Below are 25,714 nucleotides of genomic sequence, written 5' to 3'. Positions count from 1 at the left end.
AAATATGTTATGGCTGATTAGCTTCATGCTTCATGCTGCACTTATTTATTTTGTGATCATTTTATATACGAGAATGAATTCGCTGAAGGCAACAGAACAAAAGCAGCGAGAACTTCTAGAAGAAACGGAAAATACCCTGGCTGCATTTTTGATGGAGGTCAAAGAAGAGAATGACAAACTATCAAAAGTGGCAGCCGCTTCCCCTGATTTTTCTGCTGAAGAGCTGAAATCGGATCTTCAGACACCAAAGCAGCCACAACCACCAATTGAATCCCAGCAATCGGTCGAAAGTGAAGATCCAGTACCAGAGCACCTGTCGGCTCTCCTTAGCGAAGTTGAGGTACAGGAAGAGAAGGTAAATGAACCCGTTCCACAACTTGACACAGAGGCTTCTCTGCCTTCTAAAAGTGAAATAGAAGAAACATTCGAGGACCAAGTAAAGACCTTATATGATGAAGGGCGGTCACTAGAAGAAATAGCGAAAGAAATGAAAACTGGCAAGACAGAAATCGAGCTTTTATTAAAATTTAGCGGAAAGCTGTAAAGGATTCTTGATTGTCAGTCCATCATGTGTTATATTATTTCTTGGTGTTAAATACACACGCTTAATGATTCGTATGAAGGTGCTGCCGTGGCGCAGTTTTATGTGAACATGACTTAAGCGGAGGAAAAAAAACCATTATATTAGGAGGCAACAAAATGTCAGTTATTTCTATGAAACAATTGCTAGAAGCTGGTGTTCACTTCGGTCACCAAACTCGCCGTTGGAACCCAAAAATGAAGCGTTACATCTTTACAGAGCGTAACGGTATCTACATCATCGACCTTCAAAAAACGGTGAAAAAAGTAGAAGAAGCTTACAACTTCACGAAAAACCTTGCTGCTGACGGAGGAAAAATCCTTTTCGTTGGTACGAAAAAGCAAGCACAAGATTCAGTGAAAGAAGAAGCAATCCGTTCTGGTATGTTCTATGTGAACCAACGCTGGCTTGGTGGAACTTTAACAAACTTTGAAACAATCCAAAAACGTATTAAACGTTTAAAAGATATTGAAAAAATGCAAGAAAACGGTACATTCGAAGTTCTTCCTAAGAAAGAAGTCGTTCAACTGAAAAAAGAATTAGAGCGTCTTGAAAAATTCCTAGGCGGAATCAAAGACATGAAGAGTCTTCCGGATGCACTTTTCATTATCGACCCTCGTAAAGAGCGTATTGCAGTTGCAGAAGCTCGTAAATTGAATATCCCAATCATCGGTATCGTTGACACAAACTGTGATCCAGACGAAATTGATGTTGTGATCCCTGCAAACGATGATGCAATCCGCGCTGTAAAACTTCTAACTGCTAAAATGGCAGATGCGATTCTTGAGTCTAAACAAGGCGAAGAAGAAGCTGTTGTAGAAGAAACGACAGAAACTGAAACAACAACTGCGTAACCTATTCAAAAGGTGATAAGAGGGAAATGCCTTTTATCACCTTTTTTTCACCTAGTAATCCGTGTTTTAACATAGAAGGAGGAAATGTAAAATGGCAATTACTGCTCAATTAGTTAAAGAACTGCGTCAAAAAACTGGTGCAGGTATGATGGACTGTAAAAAAGCATTAACAGAAACTGATGGTGACATCGAGAAAGCAATCGACCTTCTAAGAGAAAAAGGAATCGCAAAAGCTGCGAAAAAAGCAGACCGTATTGCGGCAGAAGGATTAACTCTTATCAAAACTGACGGCAACACAGGCGTCATCCTTGAAGTGAACTCTGAGACTGATTTCGTTGCGAAAAACGAAGGATTCCAAGCACTTCTTAACGAACTTGCTGATCATTTGCTTGCTGCTAAACCTGCAACAATTGAAGAAGCTCATGCTTCTAAAATGGAAAATGGTTCAACAGTTGAAGAGCATATCACATCTGCAATTGCCAAAATCGGAGAGAAAATCACTCTACGCCGTTTCTCTGTCATCACGAAAGAAGATAATGCTGCATTCGGTTCTTACCTGCACATGGGCGGACGTATCGGTGTGTTAGCTGTTCTTAACGGAACAACTGACGAAGAGCTTGCAAGAGACATCGCAATGCACGTTGCAGCTGTAAACCCTAAATACATTTCTCGTGACCAAGTGTCAGAAGAAGAAGCAAACCGTGAGCGTGAAGTATTAACACAGCAAGCGCTTCAAGAAGGAAAGCCTGAAAACATCGTAGCTAAAATGGTTGAAGGCCGTCTAAACAAATTCTTCGAAGAAATTTGCTTACTTGACCAAGCGTTCGTTAAAAACCCAGATGAAAAAGTGAAACAAGTTGTAGCAGCGAAAAACGCAACTGTTCAAACTTATGTTCGCTATGAAGTGGGCGAAGGTATCGAAAAGCGTCAAGACAACTTTGCTGAAGAAGTTATGAGCCAAGTGAAAAAATAATGTTTGAAAAGCTCTCTGGGGCTTTTTTAGGGAGCACAAGCACTGTGTTCCCTATTTTTTAGAGGATATTGATTTACAAAAGGCAGTTTCTTACGCATAATAAGAGACGGTATAGTATACACTTGGAGGTTATCATGAGCAAACCGAAATATAATCGCATTGTACTGAAGCTAAGTGGCGAAGCACTAGCGGGTGATGCTGGAAATGGAATTAACCCAACTGTCATTCAATCCATTGCAAAGCAAGTAAAAGAAATTGCAGAGCTTGATGTTGAAGTTGCAGTCGTTGTAGGCGGAGGAAACCTTTGGCGCGGGAAGACAGGCAGTGATCTAGGAATGGACCGTGCAACAGCAGACTACATGGGGATGCTGGCAACAGTGATGAACTCACTGGCGTTACAGGACAGCCTAGAAACGCTTGGCATTCAGTCTAGAGTGCAAACCTCTATTGAAATGAGACAGGTTGCAGAACCATACATAAGAAGAAAAGCGATCCGTCATCTTGAGAAGAAACGTGTCGTCATTTTTGCTGCTGGAACAGGGAATCCTTATTTCTCTACAGATACTACAGCAGCACTTCGAGCAGCAGAAATTGAAGCAGATGTCATTTTAATGGCGAAAAATAATGTAGATGGTGTCTACAGTGCTGATCCTCGTACAGATGCGGATGCAGTAAAATATGATAAGCTTTCATATCTTGATGTACTTAAAGAAGGGCTTGCTGTAATGGATTCTACTGCGTCCTCATTATGTATGGACAATGACATTCCATTAATCGTCTTCTCCATTATGGAAGAAGGAAATATTAAACGTGCCGTAAACGGCGAATCAATCGGAACGATCGTGAGGGGGAAATAACGTGTCAAAAGAAGTATTGAACCAAACGAAGGAAAAAATGGAAAAAGCCGTACAAGCGTACGGACGTGAGCTTGCAACTGTTCGTGCAGGCCGTGCGAATGCTTCACTGCTTGATAAAGTGACAGTGGATTATTACGGTGCACAAACACCGCTTAACCAAATTGCGTCGATCACAGTGCCAGAAGCACGTATGCTGATTATCACACCTTACGATAAAACAGCAATCGGTGATATCGAAAAAGCGATCCAAAAGTCTGATCTTGGCATCACGCCAACAAGTGACGGAAATGTGATCCGCATTGCGATTCCTGCGCTGACAGAAGAAAGACGTAAAGAGCTTGTGAAAGTCGTAAAAAAATACTCAGAAGAAGCAAAAGTAGCTGTTCGTAACGTGCGTCGTGATGCAAACGATGATTTGAAAAAGCTTGAGAAAAATGGGGAGATCACTGAAGATGAATTAAGATCATCAACAGAGGATGTTCAAAAATTGACAGATGAATATGTCGCTAAAATTGATGACGTGACGAAAGATAAAGAAAAAGAAATCATGGAAGTTTAAGAAAAAACTATGTACAATAGATAATAGTGAAAAGACCCTCTTCATGTTTACAGGGGGTTTTTTTGTTAATACTGTTGATGACTATATTATTAGCGGGAACGCAACCTTTTTGGGTGATGGAGGAATCTCATGCTCAATATACTCAAAAATTGGAAGAATCAGCAAACAGCAGCTTCCAACTTAGAAAGCCTGACAAAAGAAGACATATTAAATGGAGAAATTCCTGAACATATCGCCATTATCATGGATGGGAACGGAAGATGGGCGAAAAAACGTGCTCTTCCACGGGTAGCAGGTCATCATGAAGGAATGAAAGTCGTCAAGCGCATGACAAAGCTTGCAAATGAGCTGAATGTCAAAGTGCTGACTTTGTATGCTTTCTCTACGGAAAATTGGAAACGTCCAAAACTAGAAGTAGACTTTTTAATGAAACTTCCTGAAGAATTTTTAAACATCTACCTGCCTGAACTCATCGAGGAAAATGTCCGTGTGCGTTTAACAGGTGATCCAGACGGCCTCCCGCAGCATACGAAAAAAGCGGTAGAGAACGCAGTAAAGAGTACGGCGAATAACGACGGGCTCGTTTTGAATTTTGCGCTCAACTATGGAGGGCGCACAGAAATCGTCTCCGCATGCAGACAAATTTCTGAAAAGGTCAAAGAAGGTAAGCTTCAAGCGGAAGACATCACAGAAGAGATGTTTTCAGCTTATTTAATGACAGAATCTCTTCAAGATCCGGATTTGCTCATTCGCACGAGTGGAGAAATTAGATTAAGCAACTTTATGCTTTGGCAAATTGCGTACAGCGAGTTTGTCTTTACGGATGTGCTTTGGCCTGACTTTTCTGATGAGCACCTTATAGGCGCTATTGGAGAGTACCAGCGCCGCGGCCGGAGGTTCGGTGGAATTTAGAGGGTGGTGCAGATGAAACAAAGAATTTTGACGGGTGTTTTGGCAGCTGCAGTCTTTTTACTTGCTGTTATATATGGACAGATGCCATTTACCCTGCTGATTTATTTAATGGGAAGTGTCGCTCTCTTTGAGCTTTTAAGAATGAAAAAGATCTCGATTTTCAGCTTTCCTGGTATTGTCAGCTTAATATTGCTTTGGCTTTTAATGGGCGGAGACAACAGCTTCTTCCCAAACGTAGACGCATCAAAAATGCAGATTGCTTTATTTGCAGTCTTAATACTTTTAACTTATACAGTTTTGAGCAAAAACTCTTTCACATTCGATGAGGTTGCTTTTGTTGTATTAGCCACATTATATATTGGCGTTAGTTTCTATTATTTTATCCAAATTAGAGGCTTATATGGCATGAGTGCGATCTTCTTCGCAGCAGTGATTATTTGGTCTACTGACTCAGGAGCCTACTTTATTGGGAAATCTATGGGGAAACGAAAGCTTTGGCCAGAAATCAGCCCAAACAAAACAGTAGAAGGATTTATCGGCGGAATCGTCACAGCGGTCGTGTTGTCACTTGTGTTTCAGGCGGTTACAGGATTTTTGCCATCATATCTGCTTGTGATGTTTATTACTCTTTTACTTAGTATCTTTGGACAGCTTGGCGACCTTGTGGAATCTGCTTTAAAACGTCATTATCACGTGAAGGATTCAGGGACAATTCTCCCTGGTCATGGCGGGATTTTGGATAGGTTTGACAGCTTTTTATTCGTTCTGCCGTTTTTATACTTACTGCTCGCAACGCTTGCCAGCTAACCTCATAGAAACTTATTGAACGAGAGAAGGAGTGGCAATTTGAAATATATTTCGCTATTAGGCGCAACAGGATCAATTGGAGAACAAACGTTAGATGTGATCAGTCAGCACCCGGACAAGTTTCAGCTGAAAGCCATGACATTTGGCAGAAATATAGCAAAGGCGATTCCGATCATTGAGCGCTTTCAGCCTGAATTCGTCGGCTGTGTAGACGAAGAAACCTATCACACACTAAAGAATCATTCATTTGCATACGACGTGAAGCTGGCTGCTAGTGATGAAGCCAACATCGAGGCAGCGACCTATGATGCAGTGGACGTTGTGGTCAATGCACTTGTAGGAAGTGTTGGACTTGTTCCAACATTAAAGGCCATTGAACAAAAAAAGACAATTGCACTCGCAAATAAGGAAACACTTGTGACAGCTGGTCATATAGTAAAAGAGTACGCCAAAACATATGATGTACCTTTACTTCCTGTCGATAGTGAGCATTCCGCTATTTTTCAATGCCTGCAAGGTGAACAAGCTAAAAACATTGAACGCTTAATCGTGACAGCTTCAGGTGGTAGTTTCCGAGATAAAAAACGAACTGAACTTGAAGGTGTTACGGTTGAAGAAGCGCTGAACCATCCGAACTGGTCGATGGGAGCGAAAATCACCATTGATTCAGCGACGATGATGAATAAAGGGCTCGAGGTGATCGAGGCGCATTGGTTGTTTGATATCCCTTATGAACAAATTGATGTGCTGCTACATAAAGAGAGCATTATCCATTCGATGGTGGAATTTCACGACAAAAGCGTCATGGCTCAGTTAGGGACACCTGACATGAGAGTACCTATTCAATATGCACTCACATATCCTGACAGGGCGCCGTTACAAGAAGCGAAATCATTGAACCTTTGGGAGATTGGACAATTGAATTTCCAAAAAGCGGATTTTGACAGGTATCGCTGCTTACATTTTGCTTATGAATCAGGTAAAATAGGAGGGACAATGCCTGCTGTACTCAATGCAGCAAATGAAATAGCAGTTGATGCATTTCTGAAAGGCAAAGTAACGTTCCTGCAAATTGAAGAATTGATTGAAAAGGCACTAATTAGACATCATGTGATTTCAGCGCCTAGTTTGCAAGATATCCATGAAGTGGACAAAGATACACGAGACTTTGTTCAATCAATCCTCACATAAGGTGGTATGTTCGTGAATACAGTGATTGCGTTTATTATTATTTTTGGAACGCTCGTTTTTTTCCACGAGCTTGGCCATTTAATTATGGCGCAGCGCGCGGGGATTTTATGCCGCGAGTTCGCAATTGGTTTTGGGCCGAAGATTTTCTCCTTTAAACGAAAAGAAACCGTTTATACCATTAGACTTCTCCCTATTGGCGGATTTGTTAAAATGGCTGGAGAAGACCCTGAAGTCATCGAAATTAAACCAGGTCATACAGTGGGGCTCTTATTCAATGAGCAAAATGAAGTAGAAAAGATCATTTTAAATGATAAAGAAAAATATCCTGATGCACTTGTCATCGAAGTTGAGCAGATTGATTTAGATCATGCCATGAGAATCTCAGGATATGAGGCTGGAAATGAAGATATTCTGACTGGCTACAATGTTAGTCAAACAAGTTTCTATATTGCAGATGGTGAAGAAATTCAAATCGCACCATACAATCGTCAATTCGGTTCAAAAACAGTATGGCAGCGAATTAAAGCCATCGCAGCTGGACCGATCATGAACTTTATCCTGGCGTATGTGATTTTGGTTGCTTTAGGCTTTATTCAAGGGGTAACCGTTGATGATCCTGTACTCGGTAAGCTCACGAAAGACGGCCGAGCAGCGGAGGCTGGACTCATGCAGGGAGATCACATCGTGTCCATTAACGGCGAGAAAATGAATTCTTGGACAGACGTCGTTCAAACAGTTCAAAAGAACCCTGAGAAAAAAATGAATGTCGTCATTGACCGAGACGGCAAAGAAAGCACTGTGCAGGTTGTGCCAGAAGCTGTGAAAGCTGACGGAAAAAGCATTGGCCGTTTCGGATCCTATCCACCAACGGAAAATGGATTTTTGAAAGTCATTTCCTCTTCAGGAACAACTGTCATATCAACAGCAGGTCTGATCTTAACGAACTTGCAAAAAATTGTCACAGGACAATTTTCACTAGACATGCTAGCAGGGCCTGTTGGAATTTATGACATGACAGGAGAAGTAGCCAAACAAGGTGTGTTAACATTAATGCAGTTTGCGGCGTTCCTCAGTATCAACCTAGGCATCGTGAATTTATTACCGATTCCTGCACTAGACGGAGGGCGTTTACTATTCTTATTTGTTGAAGCCATTCGCGGTAAGCCAATTAATCGTGAGAAGGAAGCACTTGTCGTCTTTATCGGTGTTGCTTTCCTCATGCTGTTAATGTTAGTGGTAACGTGGAATGACATTCAGCGGTTATTTTTATAAAAACCATTCTCTCTTGTTTCTCATTCCGGGAAACAAGAGTTTTTGTGAGAAGTCCTATTTCATAAATGAGGTGTAACGACATGAGACAATCCCTGACTTTCATTCCAACTCTTCGAGAGGTGCCAGCAGATGCTGAGGCAAAAAGTCATCAACTCTTAGTAAGATCTGGATTTATTAGACAAAACACAAGTGGAATCTATCATTATCTGCCGCTTGCGCATAAAGTCATTCAGCATATTCAATCCATCGTCCGCAAGGAAATGGAAAAGGCAGGCGCAGCTGAGCTGTTAATGCCAGTGCTGCAGCAGGCAGAAATGTGGCAAGAGTCAGGAAGATGGTATACATACGGTCCCGAATTGATGCGTATGAAGGATCGCCATGGCCGCGAATTTGCGCTTGGCCCAACCCACGAAGAAGTGATCACATCACTAGTACGCAGCGAAGTGAAATCGTATAAGAAGCTTCCTTTAACTCTATATCAAATTCAATCAAAATTCCGTGATGAACAGAGACCACGCTTTGGACTTCTGCGCGGACGTGAATTTATTATGAAGGATGCATACTCATTCCATTCTTCGCCAGAAAGCCTTGATGAAACATACAACAAAATGTTTACGGCTTACTCTAATGTGTTTTCAAAAGTGGGTCTCAATTTTAGACCAGTCATTGCAGATTCAGGGGCAATGGGCGGAAAAGATACGCATGAGTTCATGGCGCTCTCAGAAGTCGGAGAGGATACCATCGCTTATTCCGATACTTCTTCATATGCCGCGAATATCGAAATGGCAGAGGCTGTATATCACGGAGAAGAAGCAAATCCTGCGGACTTCAAAGAGCTTGAAAAAGTCCACACGCCGCAAGCGAAAACGATTCAAGATGTGGCTGGATTTTTAGAAGTGGATCCTTCTGCTTGCATTAAATCTGTTTTATTTAAAGCAGATGATGCGTATGTTCTGATCCTTACTAGAGGCGATCATGAAGTAAATGATGTGAAAGTGAAAAACTTAGTAGGAGCACAGCTTGTCGAGCTTGCTTCACGCGAAGAAGTGCTGGAAGTCATTGGAACTGAGCCTGGATTTGTTGGACCTGTTAAACTGGAAGCAGAAGTCGATATTTATGCGGACCTTGCGGTTAAAGGCATGACAAATGCAGTCGCTGGTGCAAACGAAGCGGATTATCACTATGTCAATGTCAATCCAGCACGAGATGTGTCGGTAAAAGAATTCACAGATCTTCGCTTGATTCAAGAAGGAGACGTTTCTCCAGATGGGGAAGGCACTATTCAGTTTGCAAAAGGGATTGAAGTTGGACAAGTCTTTAAACTGGGCACTCGTTATTCTGAATCAATGGATGCAACGTACCTCGATGAGAATGGTCGTGCGCAGCCTATGATTATGGGCTGCTATGGCATCGGCATCTCTAGAACGCTTTCAGCGATTGTTGAACAGCATCACGATGAGAAAGGAATCATTTGGCCGGAAACAGTGGCGCCATATGACCTTCATCTCCTTGCGTTAAATATGAAAAACGATGCGCAAAAAGAACTGGCTGAAACGTTGTACGAGCGATTAGAAGATGAAGGCTTCGATGTACTTTTCGATGACCGCCAGGAGCGTGCAGGAGTGAAATTTGCAGACAGTGATTTAATTGGACTGCCAATTCGCATTAGCTGCGGAAAACGTTCAGAAGAAGGTATTGTTGAAGTGAAGTTTAGAAAATCAGGTGAATCACATGAAGTTTCTGTTGATGATCTGATTTCGTTTATACGCCAAGCATAAAACGAACAAAAAAATGAAGGTACCTCCTGGAGAAAAGAGGTACCTTTCTGATTGACAAAAGGAGGGTCCTGTCTTGGATGAACAATTATCGATCACACGGCGGCAATTTCATATATTACTCAATCAGATTCAAATGACAGATGATGACCTCAGTCGTTACTTTGAAGAAGGGGAAATCGTCAAATTGACGGTGCATAAGGCGACGAAAACATGGCATTTCCTTTTTAAATTTCAGGCGCTTTTGCCTTACAAAGTATACGCCATGTTTCTCAGCAGGCTGACAAATGCATTTTCTCATATTGCACAAATCACTTGTACGATTGAAGTGAATGATCCGCACATATCTGAAGAACTCGTGCAATCGTACTGGTCACATTGTGTGGAAGAACTTCAAGGAATTTCCCCCCCAATCGTCAGTTTGCTTCAGCAGCAAAAACCATCGCTGTCTGGACATAAAATCATCATTAAAACGAAAAGCGAAACAGAGGCACTCGCTATTAAGAAAAAGTACAGCCCAATGCTCCAGGCTGCATTTAAACAAGTGGGCTTTCCAGAGCTGCAATTCGATACAGAAATTTTTGTATCAGATCAAGAGATTCAGAAGTTCAGAGAACAAAAGCTTGCTGAAGATCAAGAAAGAGCCATGCAAGCCCTCACTGAGATGGAGAAGAAAGAAAGTGAGGAGCAGGATGAAGCTCCGTCAGGCCCTCTGATGATTGGCTATCAAATCAAAGACAATGAAGAAATTCGTACGCTTGATAGTATCATGGACGAGGAAAGAAGAATTACCGTTCAAGGCTACGTATTCGATGCAGAAACGCGTGAGCTGAAAAGCGGGAGAACGCTTTGTATCTTTAAGATCACAGATTATACAAACAGTATTTTGATCAAAATGTTTGCAAGAGAAAAAGAAGATGCTCAGCTGATGAAATCATTGAAAAAAGGCATGTGGGTGAAAGCAAGAGGAAGCATTCAAAATGATACATTTGTCAGAGATCTTGTCATGATCGCCAATGATGTCAATGAAATGAAACCGCAGCTAAAAGAAGATACAGCACCTGAGGGTGAAAAGCGTGTGGAGCTTCATTTACATTCCCCTATGAGCCAAATGGATGCTGTCACTGGCATTGGCAGGCTTGTTGAACAAGCAAAAAAATGGGGACATGAAGCAATTGCTTTGACGGATCATGCCGTTGTACAATCCTTCCCTGATGCGTATGCAGCAAGTAAAAAGCATGGCATCAAAATGATGTACGGTGTGGAAATCAACTTAGTTGATGATGGTGTACCGATTGCATATAACCCAGAGCACCGCTTGTTAGAGGATGCGACGTATGTCGTATTTGACGTAGAGACAACTGGACTTTCAGCCGTTTATGACACGATCATTGAGCTGGCAGCAGTGAAAATAAAAGGTGGGGAAATCATTGACCGCTTTGAGGCATTTGCAAACCCCCATCACCCGTTATCAGCGACAACCATTGAATTAACAGGTATCACCGATGATATGGTGAGAGATGCACCAGATGTTGTCGACGTTGTGCGGGATTTCAAAGAATGGATTGGACAAGATATCCTTGTTGCACACAATGCGAGCTTTGATATGGGCTTTTTAAATGCAGCATATAAACGTCTGTTAAAAACAGATAAAGCGTCAAACCCTGTCATTGATACACTTGAACTTGGCCGATTCCTTTACCCAGAATTTAAAAATCACCGGCTGAACACCCTCTGTAAAAAGTTCGATATTGAACTAACGCAGCATCACCGGGCGATTTATGATGCAGAGGCGACAGGCTATCTCATGCTGAAGATGCTAAAAGATGCGGCTGAAAAAGAGATTGCCTATCACGATCAATTGAATGAAAACATGGGGCAGTCGAATGCCTACCAGCGCTCACGTCCTTACCATGCGACTTTGATTGCTCAAAATGAGACAGGCCTTAAAAATTTATTTAAACTTGTTTCACTTTCTCATATTCATTATTTTTACCGGGTCCCGCGCATACCTCGCTCACAGCTTGAGAAATATCGAGAAGGTTTAATAATCGGGTCTGCCTGTGATAAGGGTGAAGTGTTTGAAGGGATGATGCAAAAATCACCTGATGAGGTGGAAGACATTGCAGCATTTTACGACTATTTAGAGGTACATCCGCCAGAAGTGTATCAGCACCTGCTGCAGCTTGAGCTTGTTCGAGATGAACGTGCGTTAAAAGAAATCATCACAAACATTGTCAAACTTGGTGAAAAGCTGAATAAACCAGTTGTAGCGACTGGAAATGTACATTACCTGCATCCAGAGGACAAAATTTATCGTAAAATCTTAATTTCATCACAGGGTGGAGCGAATCCGCTGAACCGCCATGAACTGCCAAAAGTTCATTTTAGAACGACAGATGAAATGCTAGAAGCGTTCTCCTTCCTAGGAGACGAAAAAGCAAAAGAGATCGTCGTAACGAATACTCAAAAAGTATCTGAGATGGTCGAAAGCATTAAACCTATCAAAGATGATCTTTACACACCAAAAATCGAAGGTGCAGATGAAGAAATACGGGAAATGAGCTATCAAATGGCGCGTAGCATCTACGGAGATGAACTGCCGAAAATCGTAGAAGACCGCATTGAGAAAGAATTAAAAAGTATTATCGGTCATGGATTCGCCGTTATTTACTTAATCTCTCATAAGCTCGTAAAAAAATCACTTGATGATGGATATCTAGTTGGATCAAGGGGATCTGTCGGCTCATCTCTTGTTGCGACATTAACAGAGATTACTGAAGTGAATCCACTTGCACCTCATTATGTATGCCCAAGCTGTAAGCACTCTGAGTTCTTTAATGACGGATCTGTTGGTTCAGGCTTTGACCTTCCTGATAAAGACTGTCCAGAATGTGGTACGCCGTATAAAAAAGACGGACATGATATTCCGTTTGAAACGTTCTTAGGATTTAAAGGAGACAAAGTCCCTGATATTGATTTGAACTTCTCAGGTGAATATCAGCCGATCGCGCATAACTATACGAAAGAGTTGTTCGGGGAAGAGTACGTATACCGAGCAGGTACGATTGGTACCGTTGCAGAAAAAACAGCATACGGTTACGTGAAAGGCTATGCAGGAGATCATAACCTTCATATGAGAGGCGCTGAAATCGACCGGCTTGTACAAGGCTGTACAGGGGTAAAACGGACAACGGGCCAGCATCCAGGCGGGATTATCGTTGTGCCTGATTATATGGACATTTACGATTTCTCACCTATTCAATTCCCAGCAGATGCAACAGGTTCTGATTGGAAGACGACACATTTTGACTTCCATTCCATCCACGATAACTTGTTGAAATTGGATATTCTTGGGCACGATGATCCAACGGTCATTCGTATGCTTCAAGATTTAAGCGGTATCGATCCAAAAACGATTCCAACAGATGACCCTGAAGTGATGAAAATTTTCCAAGGGACAGAGCCTTTAGGTGTAACAGAAGAGCAAATTGGCTGTAAAACAGGTACACTCGGTATACCGGAATTTGGGACAAGATTTGTTCGCCAAATGCTAGAGGATACAAAACCAACGACCTTCTCAGAGCTTGTTCAGATTTCTGGACTATCACATGGTACGGATGTATGGCTCGGAAACGCGCAAGAGCTCATTCACAATAAAACGTGTGAACTAAGTGAAGTGATTGGGTGCCGTGATGATATTATGGTCTATCTCATCTATCAGGGCTTAGAGCCGTCACTCGCCTTTAAAATCATGGAATCTGTTCGTAAAGGAAAGGGACTTCCTCCTGAATGGGAAGAAGAAATGAAGAATAATAATGTACCAAACTGGTATATTGATTCTTGTAAAAAGATCAAATACATGTTCCCTAAAGCCCACGCGGCTGCTTATGTATTAATGGCTGTTCGTATTGCTTATTTCAAAGTGCATCATGCACTTCTGTACTATGCGGCTTACTTTACCGTTCGTGCGGATGACTTTGATATAGAAACGATGACAAAAGGGTCGAATGCGATTCGAGCCGTTATGGATGACATTAACTCAAAAGGTCTAGATGCATCACCGAAAGAAAAGAACCTATTAACTGTACTAGAGCTTGCCCTTGAAATGTGCGAAAGAGGCTACCATTTCAAAAAAGTGGACCTCTACCGCTCAAGTGCAACAGAGTTTATCATTGATGGAGACGGATTAATTCCGCCATTCAATTCAATCCCTGGACTCGGAACAAACGTTGCGTTAAATATTGTTCGCGCGCGGCAAGATGGGGAATTCCTTTCAAAAGAAGATTTACAAAAACGTGGAAAAGTGTCGAAAACCATCCTTGAATATTTAGATCGTCAAGGCTGTTTAGAAGCACTTCCTGATCAAAACCAGCTTTCTTTATTTTAATGTGATAAAAAAGAGCGCCCTAAAAGGGCGTTCTTTTTTATATATACAATAATTTTATTATGTTAACTAATAAAGATTTCTCATCAACTGGAATTATTTTCTTATTCATTCATATATCTTGATTTATCGTGATGTTTTAAGAGAAGAGATTGTATGTCATTCTTTCTACCCAAATAGAGCTCAAAAGAGAATTTCGCCGTCTGAAATGTTCTTAAGCGACATATGATCATTCTGGGTACAGTCAGAAGGAGAATCAAAAGAAAAATCTTCGATGAGCGTAAAGCTGATTGCTGTTTACCATGCTTATTTTTGAAACCTATTTGATTCTTTTCAAAACTGTACAGATCACGAAACGAAGTATCAAAAGGAGGCGGTTCGTCTATTGATCAATGTTTCACTAAAAAGAAGGGGTGAGCAATAAAGAAATGGCATCTTACAACTATGTAGAGGTTCTACAAAAATCCATGCTGTTTTATGAAGCGCAGCGGTCAGGCCGGCTTCCGGATAGTAATCGTCTGAACTGGCGGGGAGATTCTGGACTAGAGGACGGGAAGGATGTTGGGCATGACTTAACTGGCGGCTGGTATGATGCAGGAGATCATGTGAAATTTGGACTTCCGATGGCTTACTCAGCAGCTGTGCTTGCATGGACAGTATATGAATACCGAGAAGCTTATGAAGAGGCGGAGCTGCTTGATGAGATACTAGATCAAATCAAGTGGGCAACGGATTATTTCTTGAAAGCACATACAGGACCGAATGAATTTTGGGCGCAAGTAGGTGATGGAAACGCCGATCACGCTTGGTGGGGACCAGCAGAAGTGATGCCGATGAACCGGCCAGCTTTTAAAATTGATGAACATTGTCCTGGAACAGAAGTAGCTGCACAAACTGCGGCGGCTTTAGCAGCAGGTTCTATCATTTTTAAAGAAACAGATGCGTCTTATGCAGCAAAGCTTTTGACGCACGCCAAACAGCTATATGCATTTGCTGACAGGTATCGCGGCAAGTATACAGATTGTGTCACCAATGCGCAGCCATTTTACAACTCCTGGAGCGGCTATGTTGACGAACTTATTTGGGGCGGAATCTGGCTGTACTTGGCCACAAATGAAGAAACGTATTTAAACCAAGCATTAAAAGCGGTAGAGGAATGGCCGAAGGATTGGGATTATACGTTTACCATGTCATGGGACAATACTTTTTTTGCTTCACAAATTTTACTTGCAAGAATTACGAAAGAGAACAGATTTATAGAATCGACTGAGCGTAATCTTGATTACTGGACCACAGGTCTTGTTCAAAATGGAAAAGTAGAAAGAATCACCTATACGCCTGGCGGTTTGGCATGGCTGGATCAATGGGGTTCACTTCGTTATGCCGCCAATGCAGCATTTTTAGCCTTTGTATATGCTGATTGGGTATCTGATCAAGAAAAGAAGAATCGATACCAATCGTTTGCGATCAAGCAAACTCACTATATGCTAGGTGACAATCCGCTGAATAGAAGCTACGTCGTTGGTTTTGGCCAGAATCCGCCGAAGCATCCGCACCACCGTACTGCACACGGCTCATGGTCGAACCAGCTGACAAATCCTTCAGTTCATCGGCACACACTTTATGGAGCGCTTGTTGGGGGCCCTAATGCACAGGATCAATATGACGATGACATCTCGGATTATATATCAAACGAGGTGGCGACCGATTATAATGCCGCCTTTACTGGAAATATCGCCAAAATGGTGCAGCTGTTTGGTCAAGGACAATCAAAACTGCCAAATTTCCCGCCTAAAGAACAGGTGGAGGATGAGTTTTTTGTAGAGGCAGCTGTGATGCATAACGATACAACATCTACTCAAGTGAAAGCGGTGCTATACAACCGGTCCGGCTGGCCGGCAAGAAGCAGTCAAACACTGTCATTTAGATATTACGTCAATCTGAGTGAGGTCTTTGCAAAGGGATTCACGGAAAAGGATATTCAAGTGACAGCAGCCTACAATGAAGGCGCTTCCTTATCGCCTTTAAAGGTATATGACGCATCAAGACACGTCTATTTTGCAGAGATCGATTTTACGGGCGTAGCTATTTTCCCTGGAGGAGAATCTGAGCATAAGAAGGAAATACAATTTCGATTATCTGCTCCAAATGGATCGAATATATGGGATGCCTCAAATGATTATTCCTATCAAGGGTTAACATCCAATATGCAAAAAACAACGAAGATTCCTGTCTTTGACGATGGTGCTTTAGTATTTGGCACACTTCCAGATAAATAAAAAAACAACGATTTTATTGAAAGGGTGAAGGATTTGTCAAACAAAGAACGGTTTTTAACGCTTTATCATCAAATTAAAAGCGATGCGAATGGATATTTTTCACCAGAAGGAATTCCGTATCATTCAATTGAGACGCTCATTTGTGAAGCTCCTGATTATGGGCATATGACAACTTCAGAAGCGTATAGCTATTGGCTGTGGCTTGAGGTGCTGTATGGACATTACACAGGGGACTGGAGCAAATTAGAGGCAGCTTGGGACAATATGGAGAAGTACATCATTCCAGTCAATGAGGATGGACATGATGAGCAGCCGCATATGAATGCTTATAATCCGTCCAGTCCAGCCACATACGCAGCAGAGAAACCATTTCCGGATCAATACCCAAGCCAATTAACCGGTGCCCGTCCTGCTGGTCAAGATCCAATTGATAGTGAATTGAAATCAACCTATGGATCGAATGAAACGTATTTAATGCACTGGCTCCTTGACGTAGATAACTGGTATGGCTATGGAAACTTGCTCAACCCATCACATAAAGCGGCATATGTGAACACCTTCCAGCGTGGTCCACAGGAATCTGTATGGGAATCCATCCCTCATCCATCACAGGACGATAAATCTTTTGGCAAGCCGAATGAAGGCTTTATGAGCTTGTTCACAAAAGAAAATCAAGCTCCAGCTGCTCAGTGGCGCTATACGAATGCAACGGATGCTGATGCACGTGCGATACAAGCGATGTATTGGGCAAAAGAGCTCGGCTATAATAAGTCGGCTTATCTTGATAAAGCGAAAAAAATGGGGGATTTCCTCCGTTACGGCATGTACGATAAATATTTTCAAACGATTGGAAGCGGGAAGCAGGGGAATCCGTATCCTGGAAACGGAAAGGGCGGCTGTCATTATTTAATGGCATGGTATACCTCTTGGGGCGGAGGACTTGGGGATTATGCAAACTGGTCATGGCGGATCGGGGCGAGCCATTGTCATCAGGGATATCAAAACCCTGTTGCCGCTTATGCTTTATCCTCAGATAAAGGAGGCTTAAAGCCATCTTCAGCTACCGGGGCAAGTGATTGGGAAAAAACATTAAAGAGACAGCTTGAATTTTACGTATGGCTTCAATCGAAAGAAGGAGCCATAGCAGGAGGCGCAACCAATAGCTGGAATGGAGACTATAGCGCTTATCCAGCAGGAAGAAGTACTTTTTATGATATGGCATATGAAGATGCACCTGTTTACCTTGACCCGCCTTCAAATAACTGGTTTGGAATGCAGGCGTGGCCAATGGAGCGCGTAGCAGAGCTTTATTATATTTTTGTAAAAGATGGCGACAAAACATCTGAAAATGTCCAAATGGCCAAATCTGTCATAACAAAATGGGTCAGCTATGCCTTAGACTACATTTTTATCGGCAGCCGTCCTGTGTCAGATGAAGAGGGTTATTTCTTAGATGAACAAGGACAGAGAATTCTAGGAGGAACGAATGTTTCAGTTGCTACAACAAGTGCGCCTGGAGAGTTTTGGCTTCCTGGAAATATTGCTTGGAGCGGACAGCCTGATACTTGGAACGGGTTCCAGTCTGCAACAGGAAATCCAAATTTAACAGCTGTAACTAAAGATCCGACTCAGGATACGGGCGTATTAGGAAGTCTAGCCAAAGCTTTGATATTCTTTGCTGCAGCCACAAAGCAGGAAACAGGTGATTATACAGCGCTTGGTGCAAGAGCGAAAGATGCAGCTGCGCAGCTCCTAGAGGTTGCATGGAATTACAATGATGGCGTCGGCATAGTGACAGAGGAAGATAGAGAAGACTATGACCGTTTCTTTAGAAAAGAAGTGTATTTCCCAAATGGATGGAACGGGACATTTGGTCAAGGAAATCAAATTCCTGGAGCCAGCACCATTCCTTCTGACCCGCAGCGAGGAGGGAATGGGGTCTATACGAGTTTTGCTGATCTTCGTCCGAAGATTAAACAAGATCCAGCATGGTCTTCACTCGAAAGTAAATATCAGTCTTCATTTAATGAAGCTACAGGCAAATGGGAGAATGGCGCACCAGTTTTCACTTATCACCGCTTCTGGTCTCAAGTGGATATGGCCACTGCCTATGCTGAATACCATCGTCTGATCAACTAAGAGGTTAAAAGCAAGCTGCCGGCTTCTGGCCGGCAGTTTGAATAGGTAATATGAATCCAATGAAGATAAGGGTGATTTCACATGGTCAAAGAAAGAAGCTTTCTTCATCATTCCTTCAATAGAGGCGAAAATGGGCAGGAAAATCTGATGTGGAAAAAAGAGGCGGATGATCGAATCTCAGAGCATAGACAAAGAGATCTTGTGATCAACGTGACAAACGGCGAAAAAAAGCCAATAGCAGGAATAGAGGTTGAAATAAAGCAAATCAGACATGAATTCGCCTTTGGTTCAGCGATGAATGATCAAGTGTTATTTAATCAACAATATGCTGATTTTTTCGTGAAGCATTTTAATTGGGCTGTTTTTGAAAATGAAGCAAAATGGTATGCGAATGAGCCAGAAAGAGGGAAAATCACCTACGAAAAAGCAGATGCGATGCTGAATTTTGCAGATCGACATCAGCTTCCAGTGAGGGGGCACGCTTTATTTTGGGAGGTAGAGGATGCGAATCCAAGCTGGCTAAGGTCATTGCCGAATCACGAAGTATATGAAGCCATGAAAAACCGGCTTGAGCATGCGGGCAATCACTTTAAGGGAAGGTTCCGTCATTGGGATGTAAACAATGAAATGATGCATGGTTCATTTTTTAAAGATCGCTTTGGTAAAAATATTTGGAAGTGGATGTATGAAGAAACGAAAAAAATTGACCCTCAAGCCCTATTGTTTGTGAATGATTATAATGTGATCTCTTATGGTGAACACCATGCCTATAAAGCGCATATCAATGAACTGCGTCAGTTAAGCGCACCTATTGAGGCGATTGGGGTTCAAGGCCATTTTGAAGAACGGGTCGATCCAGTCATTGTCAAAGAGAGGCTCGATGTGCTGGCTGAGCTTGGTCTTCCAATATGGGTCACAGAGTACGATTCTGTTCACCCTGACCCTAATAGAAGAGCGGATAACCTGGAAGCTTTATATCGCGTCGCATTTAGTCATCCAGCCGTAAAAGGAGTGCTGATGTGGGGATTTTGGGCAGGTGCCCATTGGAGAGGTGAACATGCAGCCATCGTGAATTATGATTGGTCTTTAAATGAAGCAGGACGACGTTATGAAAAGCTTCTAAACGAGTGGACGACCCAAAGAGTTGAAAAAACAGATGCTAATGGCCATGTGAAATGTCCAGCATTTCACGGAACATATGAGATTCGAATCGGTAAAGAAAATAAAATGCTCAAACAGCAGACGATTGAACTTGATTCAAATGAACAAACACCGTTTCAACTAGACGTGATCCTGCCTCAAGAAGGATAGAGATAGATTGTGAGGAGAATGTAAATGAAAAAGTGGGCTCAAAGAGTGTCTTGCTTCATATTTGTGGCCGTTATATGGTCTGGCTGGTTTTCGCTTACGATGAAGGCTGCCGCTTATGTGCAGACGTCTGGTACACAATTTACGCTGAACAATCAACCATTTTACTTCGCCGGCACAAATAATTACTATTTCCATTACAAATCTAAAAAAATGGTAGATGCTGTGTTCGATGATATGAAAGCAATGAATTTAAAGGTCATACGGATTTGGGGCTTTCACGACGGGGCCCCTCAAGAAAACTCAGTCTTACAATCTAGTCCAGGCGTCTATGAAGAATCGGGTTTTCAAAAACTAGATTATGCGATTTATAAAGCAGGCCAGGAAGGAATAAAGCTTGTCATCCCACTAGTGAATAATTGGGATGACTTCGGCGGTATGAATCAATATGTGAAGTGGTTCGGGGCAGGATCGCATGATGCCTTTTATACAGATCCTCGTATTCAAAAAGCTTACAAAAATTATGTCCGCTATGTATTAGAAAGAACCAATACGTACACAGGTGTTCAATATAAAGACGATCCAGCTATTATGACTTGGGAATTAGCCAACGAGCCGCGGATGCAGTCAGATCCAACGGGAAATGTACTAGTCAAATGGGCAGATGAAATGAGTACATGGATCAAATCGCTGGATCGTCACCATCTTGTTGCAGTAGGAGATGAAGGATTCTTTCGCATACCAGGACATGAAGATTGGTTTTACGGAGGAGGAGAAGGCGTCGATTGGGACCGTTTAACATCTCTTCCTAATATCGATTATGGAACCTATCATCTGTACCCAGATCACTGGAGCAAGTCTGCTGCCTGGGGAGTGAAATGGATCGAAGACCATATCACCCGCGGGAAGTCAATCGGAAAGCCAGTTGTGCTAGAAGAGTTTGGCTGTCAAAATCAATCAGCTCGTCCTGACGTATATCAGAGCTGGCTGTCAGCGGTAGAGCGGCTCGGAGGCGCTGGCAGTCAATTTTGGATTTTAACAAGCATTCAGGACGATGACTCGCTCTATCCGGATTATGACGGTTTCCGCATTATAAAAGGAAGCAGGGAGGCAGCACTTATTAGTGAACATGCGAAAAGAATGAATGAAAAGAATCGATGACGAATGCCTGCTGAATAAGGAACTGTTTATATAGCTCACTCCAATTAGTAGTTCTTACTTTCCAAATAGAAAATTAAAATGCCTGTTTATCACTTTTTCTATATTTAAATTTCTTGAAATATGAAGCGGTTATGCGACAACCCTTAAAAAGGGTTTTCAGAAACGATCAAGAAGCAGAAGGTATTTGGAGATTCGTTAGGAAGGAGGTGGTTATATCTATTTTTTATTTTAATTCATAAAAAAGGTATTTCCAATAACTTGACTAAATGGAAATTTCATTCTATACTCTGTAGTACAGAGTTCTTTGTGGAAGAGGAGTTTATTTATGTCTAATGAAAAATTCAATAATTCAGAAATATTAGAGAATTTATCTCATATCAAGACGATTACAAACTATAAAACAGAGTATTGTAAACAAACCAGTATTTATTTTATCATTTGGGGCCTCATTTGGATAATGGGATATTCAATACCTTTACTTGTTGCTCATTCAATAACTGCAGGTGTCTTTTGGTTTATTTTAGGCATTGCGGGCTGGGTTATCACTTTAACTACATATTTTAAACAAAAGAAAATGATCCCAATGCCCTTGTTTTTAAGAACTCAATTACAATACACATGGCTTGGTCTTGGAATTATTTTAGGTATCTTTATTTTTTTAATATGTGTTGGTTTATTACCATATACATTAAATAATTTACCCTTTTATGTTGTTTTATTGGTTTCTATCATGTATTTACTCTTAGGTATTGTTCTAGCTAAAGAAATCTTTATTATGGGGTTCTGGCTAAGTGTTTTAGGTGTAACTACATTTTTATTATTTCCTAGTTTAATGAACATTATCTTCGCTTTTATTGGTGGAGGAAGTTTGTTATTAACTGGTGTGATTTTAAAAAGAAAAGGACAAGGAAATGAGTAATGTCAATAGTTTAAATGATTTAATCCATCCAAAAGTTCGGTTAGGGATTATGAGTTTATTAATGATTTATGAAAAATGTGATTTTAGCTTCTTAAAAGCCTCTTTATCTGTAACAGACGGTAATTTGGGCTCGCATTTAAAAAAATTAGAGGATGCAGGCTATGTGCTAATTACAAAGACATTTGTGGATAAAAAACCAAAAACAATCGTTAGTATAACAGATTTAGGAGAGCACGCCTACAAAGAATATTTGAGTGTTATTGAAGCCATTTTAAAAAATAAATGACATGGAAGGAAAGGGTGCCGGATGTTGAAAATAGAAAGCGTCAGTAAAAAATACGGGACTACCCAAGCGTTAAAGAGTATTACATTAACGATTCCAGAAGGAGTTTGTTATGGATTAATAGGTCCAAATGGTTCTGGTAAATCAACCTTGATGAAAATTATATCTCACATCATTAAATCTTATGAAGGCAGAGTTGAGCATGTTGGTGAGTCTAAGAGTGCGCTCGGCTACATCCCGCAAGACATCAGCTTAGAGGAAAAATTAACAGCTAAAGTAAATATGGAGTTTTTTGGACAAATTTATGGTTTGAAAGGGAAAACATTAGAAGAAAGAGTAGAAAAAACACTAAAAGATGTAGGATTGTGGGAAAGAGCAAATGATATAGTTGAAAGCTTTTCAGGAGGAATGAAACGTCGTTTGAATATTGGCTGCGCTCTAATGCATGCTCCTAAGTTAATTCTTTTAGATGAACCGACAGTGGGGGTAGATCCTCAATCAAGACGTTATATTTTCGACATCATTAACAAATTGAAGGAAGAGGGAAGAACTATTATCTATGTTAGTCATTATATGGAGGAAATAGAGAGTTTATGTGATTATGTGGCTTTCATTGATAAAGGGAATATTGTTGAAGAAGGCAAAATAGATGAGCTTTTGAATCGTTACGCAGAAACATCTGTCTTTTTTGAATCTATGATTCCTAATAAAACATTAACTAGTCTCGGGTATGATTTTGTTACTCATCAAGGTGGAGTGTTAGTTAAAACTACAAAACCATTAGATACTTTAGAAGATTTACAAACTGAGTAAAAAAGGAATCATTGGTTCCCCAACACTATCTTTGTACAGACTGAGACTTGAAGAGTGTCTTTCACTATCAGGAACAGATTTACGGATCAATTACAATAAAATGTCTTTATGAATGAAAAGCACTCTTCGTAAATCAAAATAACTTAAAAGAGTAACTAATGTAAAAGAGCATAAATCTAACGAACAGAATTAATTTGTGTGTACCGTAGATTTGCAAAATCATACGTAATTAGTCAACATTGCGTGACTAATTTCTAATTCGTCACATCCGAAAATGGTAAAATAAATAAAAAATGTGATTATTTAAGAGTTATATAGAAGGGAATCAAATGAATATAACGGGAAAGTGATGTTTATAGGCTATTATCCGGCATCGAATCTATAAAACAGGTGAAAGATCGATCATTGTTGTTCTGGACCATTTGCTACCAGTTGCTTCAATTATCTTTTAATAGAATTATTTATATCAGGTAGTTCTCAAGCACAAAAACATTAGCTGCTTCCTCAATCAGTGACAGGGATGAGCGTGTTTTCTCCACATTTGTCATTAGTTTCTCAATTGTCATTAGTTTTGTAAAGATCGTGAGAGCAGAATTGTGGCAAGGTTAAAGGCACTCTTACAGCCGCATCATTTTTTCTTGAAAGTGCGTTCCATTTTTTATCATTATCTTATTTCAAGTTTTGTTGTTAACCATTTTTAGGGTTTATTTATATGGTATTGAAATAACACAATACAGCTCGTGGTTTCTAGTAGTTGTCCTATTATCAATGCAAGTGACTTCATGGGGAGTTGCCATCGCCGCATTTGCTAAAACTGAGAATACAGGCTTAGTAATGACGAACATGATTGCTTTAGGGACAGCAGTTGCTTGTGGTTTATGGACTCCATTTGATCAATTACCTAGTTATCTCAAAATAATTGGTATGCTCTTCCCGCAATATTGGGCACATCAAGGCTTAGTGCAATCAGTATCAACACTACCAGGGGGAGAGAATTTGATCTTAGTAACAGCAGTCCTTATAGGCTATACACTGTTAGGGTTTATTCTTTCGTTGGTTGGCTATAAAAAATATATAAAGCGAGCAAGAGGCTAGTCTCTAAAAATTTCAGCTAAATGTTATGCACCGCAAAATCAATGCATGTATGCTGTCTGAAAAAAGGAGTGAGTCAATGTTAAGTGAAGAGTTAGAACTGTATGTTGAAAGTTGTTTTCGGCCATATAAAAAAGACAAAACATATGAAGAAAAGAAAAAAGAATTATTAGAGCTGCTTGGAAATGTTAAATTAAAACTCGAAAATGATGGATTAAAAGATATAGAATTGTCAGATATGCTTATTGAAAAGCTGAAATCAGGCGAAATAAGCATTGATAATCATACATTAGTAATTGATGAACATAACCGCGTAGAGCATGTGAAAAAAATATTTGTTAATGCTGATTTAGATTGGTTAACGTTTATAAATGTTAAATATAAGTTATGCGATTTTAAGGGGCTATCGATTGTACAAAAAGTAATGAGCCATTCAGATTTTAATGGGTGCTATCTGAGAAAAGTTAATATTAGCCATTCTGAAATTTCCTCATCTACCTTTGAAAAGAGTGATTTGACTCAATCTCATTTTGAACATTGTGAGATAACGAATTAATCCATATACTGGGTCATTTTTACCCAACATTAGCATTGATGAATCATCTTTAATAAATGTTTTATTTGAAAATTCATTATTTTAAAACATTCTTTTGAGGAATTCTACCAATCAATGTTAATTTTAAATCATGTACGATTAAAATTGAAACTTCTTATTGGAGTGACAATGGATAAAAATGACTTATCATATTTTAGCAGGAGAAGGGCAGATTTAAGCGGTGTGGCAATCGGATATTATGCGGGGGCCATTGAGAAAATCCACGCCTTTTTTTGTTTTATTCACTATCTCTTGCTGTCCCATTAACATGATATGGATGCAAGGTTTTCGTTAAGCAAAATAAATGTGGAAACTTTATTTTCAAATAAAAAATGCCCACCCACCTAGCTAAGTCTGCTTCGCTAGGTGGGCGAGCGATCTTTTCAATGATATGTCGAAAAAACTAAAGTTGATTAGAAAGTTGAAGAACTTGAGATGATTGTTGTGCAAGTGCAGCGCGCAGCCATTGGTTCGAATAAATGTTGACCTTCCCCATGTACCTTAGCAGCCAAAGCAGTTGGGATTGTAATTTTAGTCATCTTTAGACCTCCTTAGTTAAAATTTATCAACATAGATATGTAGTTGATATATTACATATGATGGTTCATGTCTTTATTTGTCAATATCCGAGTGTGAAAGTTTTATATTTTTCTGAAAAGTCCGTTGATACCACCGGAAAATGTGGTTTAATATGACTATGGAAAATAATACTATATTTAAAATTTAATGTATTTTAAGGTTTTATATGGTCTTTATGTTATTTTTGGATTAAAGGTTGGTGTTAATTTGGATCAAATATTTTGGGTATTTAGATATTATTAATTAAATGTATGAAAAAAGTTGAGGCAGCTATGAAGAACTCAAATAGAAGATTACTATTTCTATTATAAGTTTGATTAATTTAGATTTTCACTATTCACTCATAATCAAGAAAGAGAAAAGAGAGGGAGGGGATCTT

The 25,714-nt window shown here is 40.5% G+C and carries 21 protein-coding genes; 20 read left to right on the top strand and 1 reads right to left on the bottom strand.

The window, feature by feature from the left end:
* Positions 1 to 4: 4 nt before the first annotated feature.
* From JJ692_RS13065 to JJ692_RS12970, 20 genes are all read left to right on the top strand, one after another.
* Complete coding sequence (locus JJ692_RS13065) at positions 5 to 544, top strand: Swarming motility protein SwrB (RefSeq protein WP_144485199.1); 540 nt, start codon at positions 5 to 7, stop codon at positions 542 to 544.
* Between the two features lie 155 nt (positions 545 to 699).
* A complete protein-coding gene (gene rpsB, locus JJ692_RS13060) occupies positions 700 to 1,434 on the top strand; it encodes a 30S ribosomal protein S2 (protein ID WP_024426991.1) in 735 nt (244 codons plus the stop codon).
* Positions 1,435 to 1,525: 91 nt separating this feature from the next.
* Positions 1,526 to 2,407, top strand: a complete 882-nt coding sequence (tsf, locus tag JJ692_RS13055; protein WP_034281801.1) for a translation elongation factor Ts — start codon at positions 1,526 to 1,528, stop codon at positions 2,405 to 2,407.
* 134 nt (positions 2,408 to 2,541) lie between these two features.
* Positions 2,542 to 3,264, top strand: a complete 723-nt coding sequence (pyrH, locus tag JJ692_RS13050) for a UMP kinase (protein ID WP_008344767.1) — start codon at positions 2,542 to 2,544, stop codon at positions 3,262 to 3,264.
* Position 3,265: 1 nt separating this feature from the next.
* Entirely contained in the window at positions 3,266 to 3,823 is a 558-nt protein-coding gene (gene frr, locus JJ692_RS13045; protein WP_024424150.1) for a ribosome recycling factor, read from the top strand.
* A 129-nt stretch (positions 3,824 to 3,952) separates the two neighbouring features.
* The gene (locus JJ692_RS13040) at positions 3,953 to 4,735 is read left to right on the top strand and encodes an undecaprenyl pyrophosphate synthase (RefSeq protein WP_048239732.1); all 783 of its coding nucleotides are present in this window, start codon (positions 3,953 to 3,955) and stop codon (positions 4,733 to 4,735) included.
* Positions 4,736 to 4,747: 12 nt separating this feature from the next.
* Entirely contained in the window at positions 4,748 to 5,542 is a 795-nt protein-coding gene (locus JJ692_RS13035; RefSeq protein ID WP_241257968.1) for a phosphatidate cytidylyltransferase, read from the top strand.
* 39 nt (positions 5,543 to 5,581) lie between these two features.
* Entirely contained in the window at positions 5,582 to 6,733 is a 1,152-nt protein-coding gene (dxr, locus tag JJ692_RS13030) for a 1-deoxy-D-xylulose-5-phosphate reductoisomerase (protein WP_206533864.1), read from the top strand.
* Between the two features lie 6 nt (positions 6,734 to 6,739).
* On the top strand, positions 6,740 to 8,005 hold the full coding sequence (rseP, locus tag JJ692_RS13025) for an RIP metalloprotease RseP (RefSeq protein ID WP_087975441.1): 1,266 nt from the start codon (positions 6,740 to 6,742) through the stop codon (positions 8,003 to 8,005).
* An 80-nt stretch (positions 8,006 to 8,085) separates the two neighbouring features.
* Positions 8,086 to 9,783: a proline--tRNA ligase gene (locus JJ692_RS13020; RefSeq protein ID WP_206533863.1), complete on the top strand. Its 1,698-nt coding sequence runs from the start codon at positions 8,086 to 8,088 to the stop codon at positions 9,781 to 9,783.
* Positions 9,784 to 9,856: 73 nt separating this feature from the next.
* Positions 9,857 to 14,170: a PolC-type DNA polymerase III gene (locus JJ692_RS13015; RefSeq protein WP_206533862.1), complete on the top strand. Its 4,314-nt coding sequence runs from the start codon at positions 9,857 to 9,859 to the stop codon at positions 14,168 to 14,170.
* Between the two features lie 425 nt (positions 14,171 to 14,595).
* Entirely contained in the window at positions 14,596 to 16,446 is a 1,851-nt protein-coding gene (locus JJ692_RS13010; protein WP_206533861.1) for a glycoside hydrolase family 9 protein, read from the top strand.
* A 33-nt stretch (positions 16,447 to 16,479) separates the two neighbouring features.
* Positions 16,480 to 18,585 (top strand): glycoside hydrolase family 48 protein, encoded by a 2,106-nt coding sequence (locus JJ692_RS13005; protein WP_206533860.1) that lies wholly within the window; start codon positions 16,480 to 16,482, stop codon positions 18,583 to 18,585.
* 81 nt (positions 18,586 to 18,666) lie between these two features.
* Entirely contained in the window at positions 18,667 to 19,896 is a 1,230-nt protein-coding gene (locus JJ692_RS13000) for an endo-1,4-beta-xylanase (RefSeq protein ID WP_122631386.1), read from the top strand.
* A gap of 24 nt (positions 19,897 to 19,920) precedes the next feature.
* Positions 19,921 to 21,054, top strand: a complete 1,134-nt coding sequence (locus JJ692_RS12995) for a glycoside hydrolase 5 family protein (RefSeq protein ID WP_206533859.1) — start codon at positions 19,921 to 19,923, stop codon at positions 21,052 to 21,054.
* 325 nt (positions 21,055 to 21,379) lie between these two features.
* Positions 21,380 to 21,973: a hypothetical protein gene (locus JJ692_RS12990; RefSeq protein ID WP_206533858.1), complete on the top strand. Its 594-nt coding sequence runs from the start codon at positions 21,380 to 21,382 to the stop codon at positions 21,971 to 21,973.
* A complete protein-coding gene (locus JJ692_RS12985; RefSeq protein ID WP_056766457.1) occupies positions 21,966 to 22,259 on the top strand; it encodes a winged helix-turn-helix domain-containing protein in 294 nt (97 codons plus the stop codon). The genes JJ692_RS12990 and JJ692_RS12985 overlap by 8 nt, the downstream gene beginning before the upstream one ends.
* Positions 22,260 to 22,280: 21 nt before the next feature.
* Positions 22,281 to 23,069 carry an ABC transporter ATP-binding protein gene (locus JJ692_RS12980; protein ID WP_241257966.1) on the top strand — a complete coding sequence of 263 codons (789 nt, stop codon included), beginning with the start codon at positions 22,281 to 22,283 and terminating at the stop codon, positions 23,067 to 23,069.
* Between the two features lie 681 nt (positions 23,070 to 23,750).
* Positions 23,751 to 24,164 carry an ABC transporter permease gene (locus tag JJ692_RS19000; RefSeq protein ID WP_346986670.1) on the top strand — a complete coding sequence of 138 codons (414 nt, stop codon included), beginning with the start codon at positions 23,751 to 23,753 and terminating at the stop codon, positions 24,162 to 24,164.
* A 76-nt stretch (positions 24,165 to 24,240) separates the two neighbouring features.
* Positions 24,241 to 24,717 (top strand): pentapeptide repeat-containing protein, encoded by a 477-nt coding sequence (locus tag JJ692_RS12970; RefSeq protein WP_206533857.1) that lies wholly within the window; start codon positions 24,241 to 24,243, stop codon positions 24,715 to 24,717.
* Between the two features lie 452 nt (positions 24,718 to 25,169).
* Here JJ692_RS12970 and JJ692_RS12965 read toward each other — a convergent pair whose 3' ends face one another.
* Positions 25,170 to 25,295, bottom strand: coding sequence for a plantazolicin family TOMM peptide (locus JJ692_RS12965; RefSeq protein WP_080701195.1), 126 nt, complete (start codon positions 25,293 to 25,295; stop codon positions 25,170 to 25,172).
* Positions 25,296 to 25,714: the final 419 nt, after the last annotated feature.

Source organism: Bacillus sp. 3a, assembly GCF_017161885.1.
GTDB classification, from domain to species: Bacteria; Bacillota; Bacilli; order Bacillales; family Bacillaceae; genus Bacillus; species Bacillus safensis.
The sequence above is the reverse complement of the archived record's forward strand: the minus strand, read 5'-3'. Positions and strand labels throughout refer to the sequence as shown.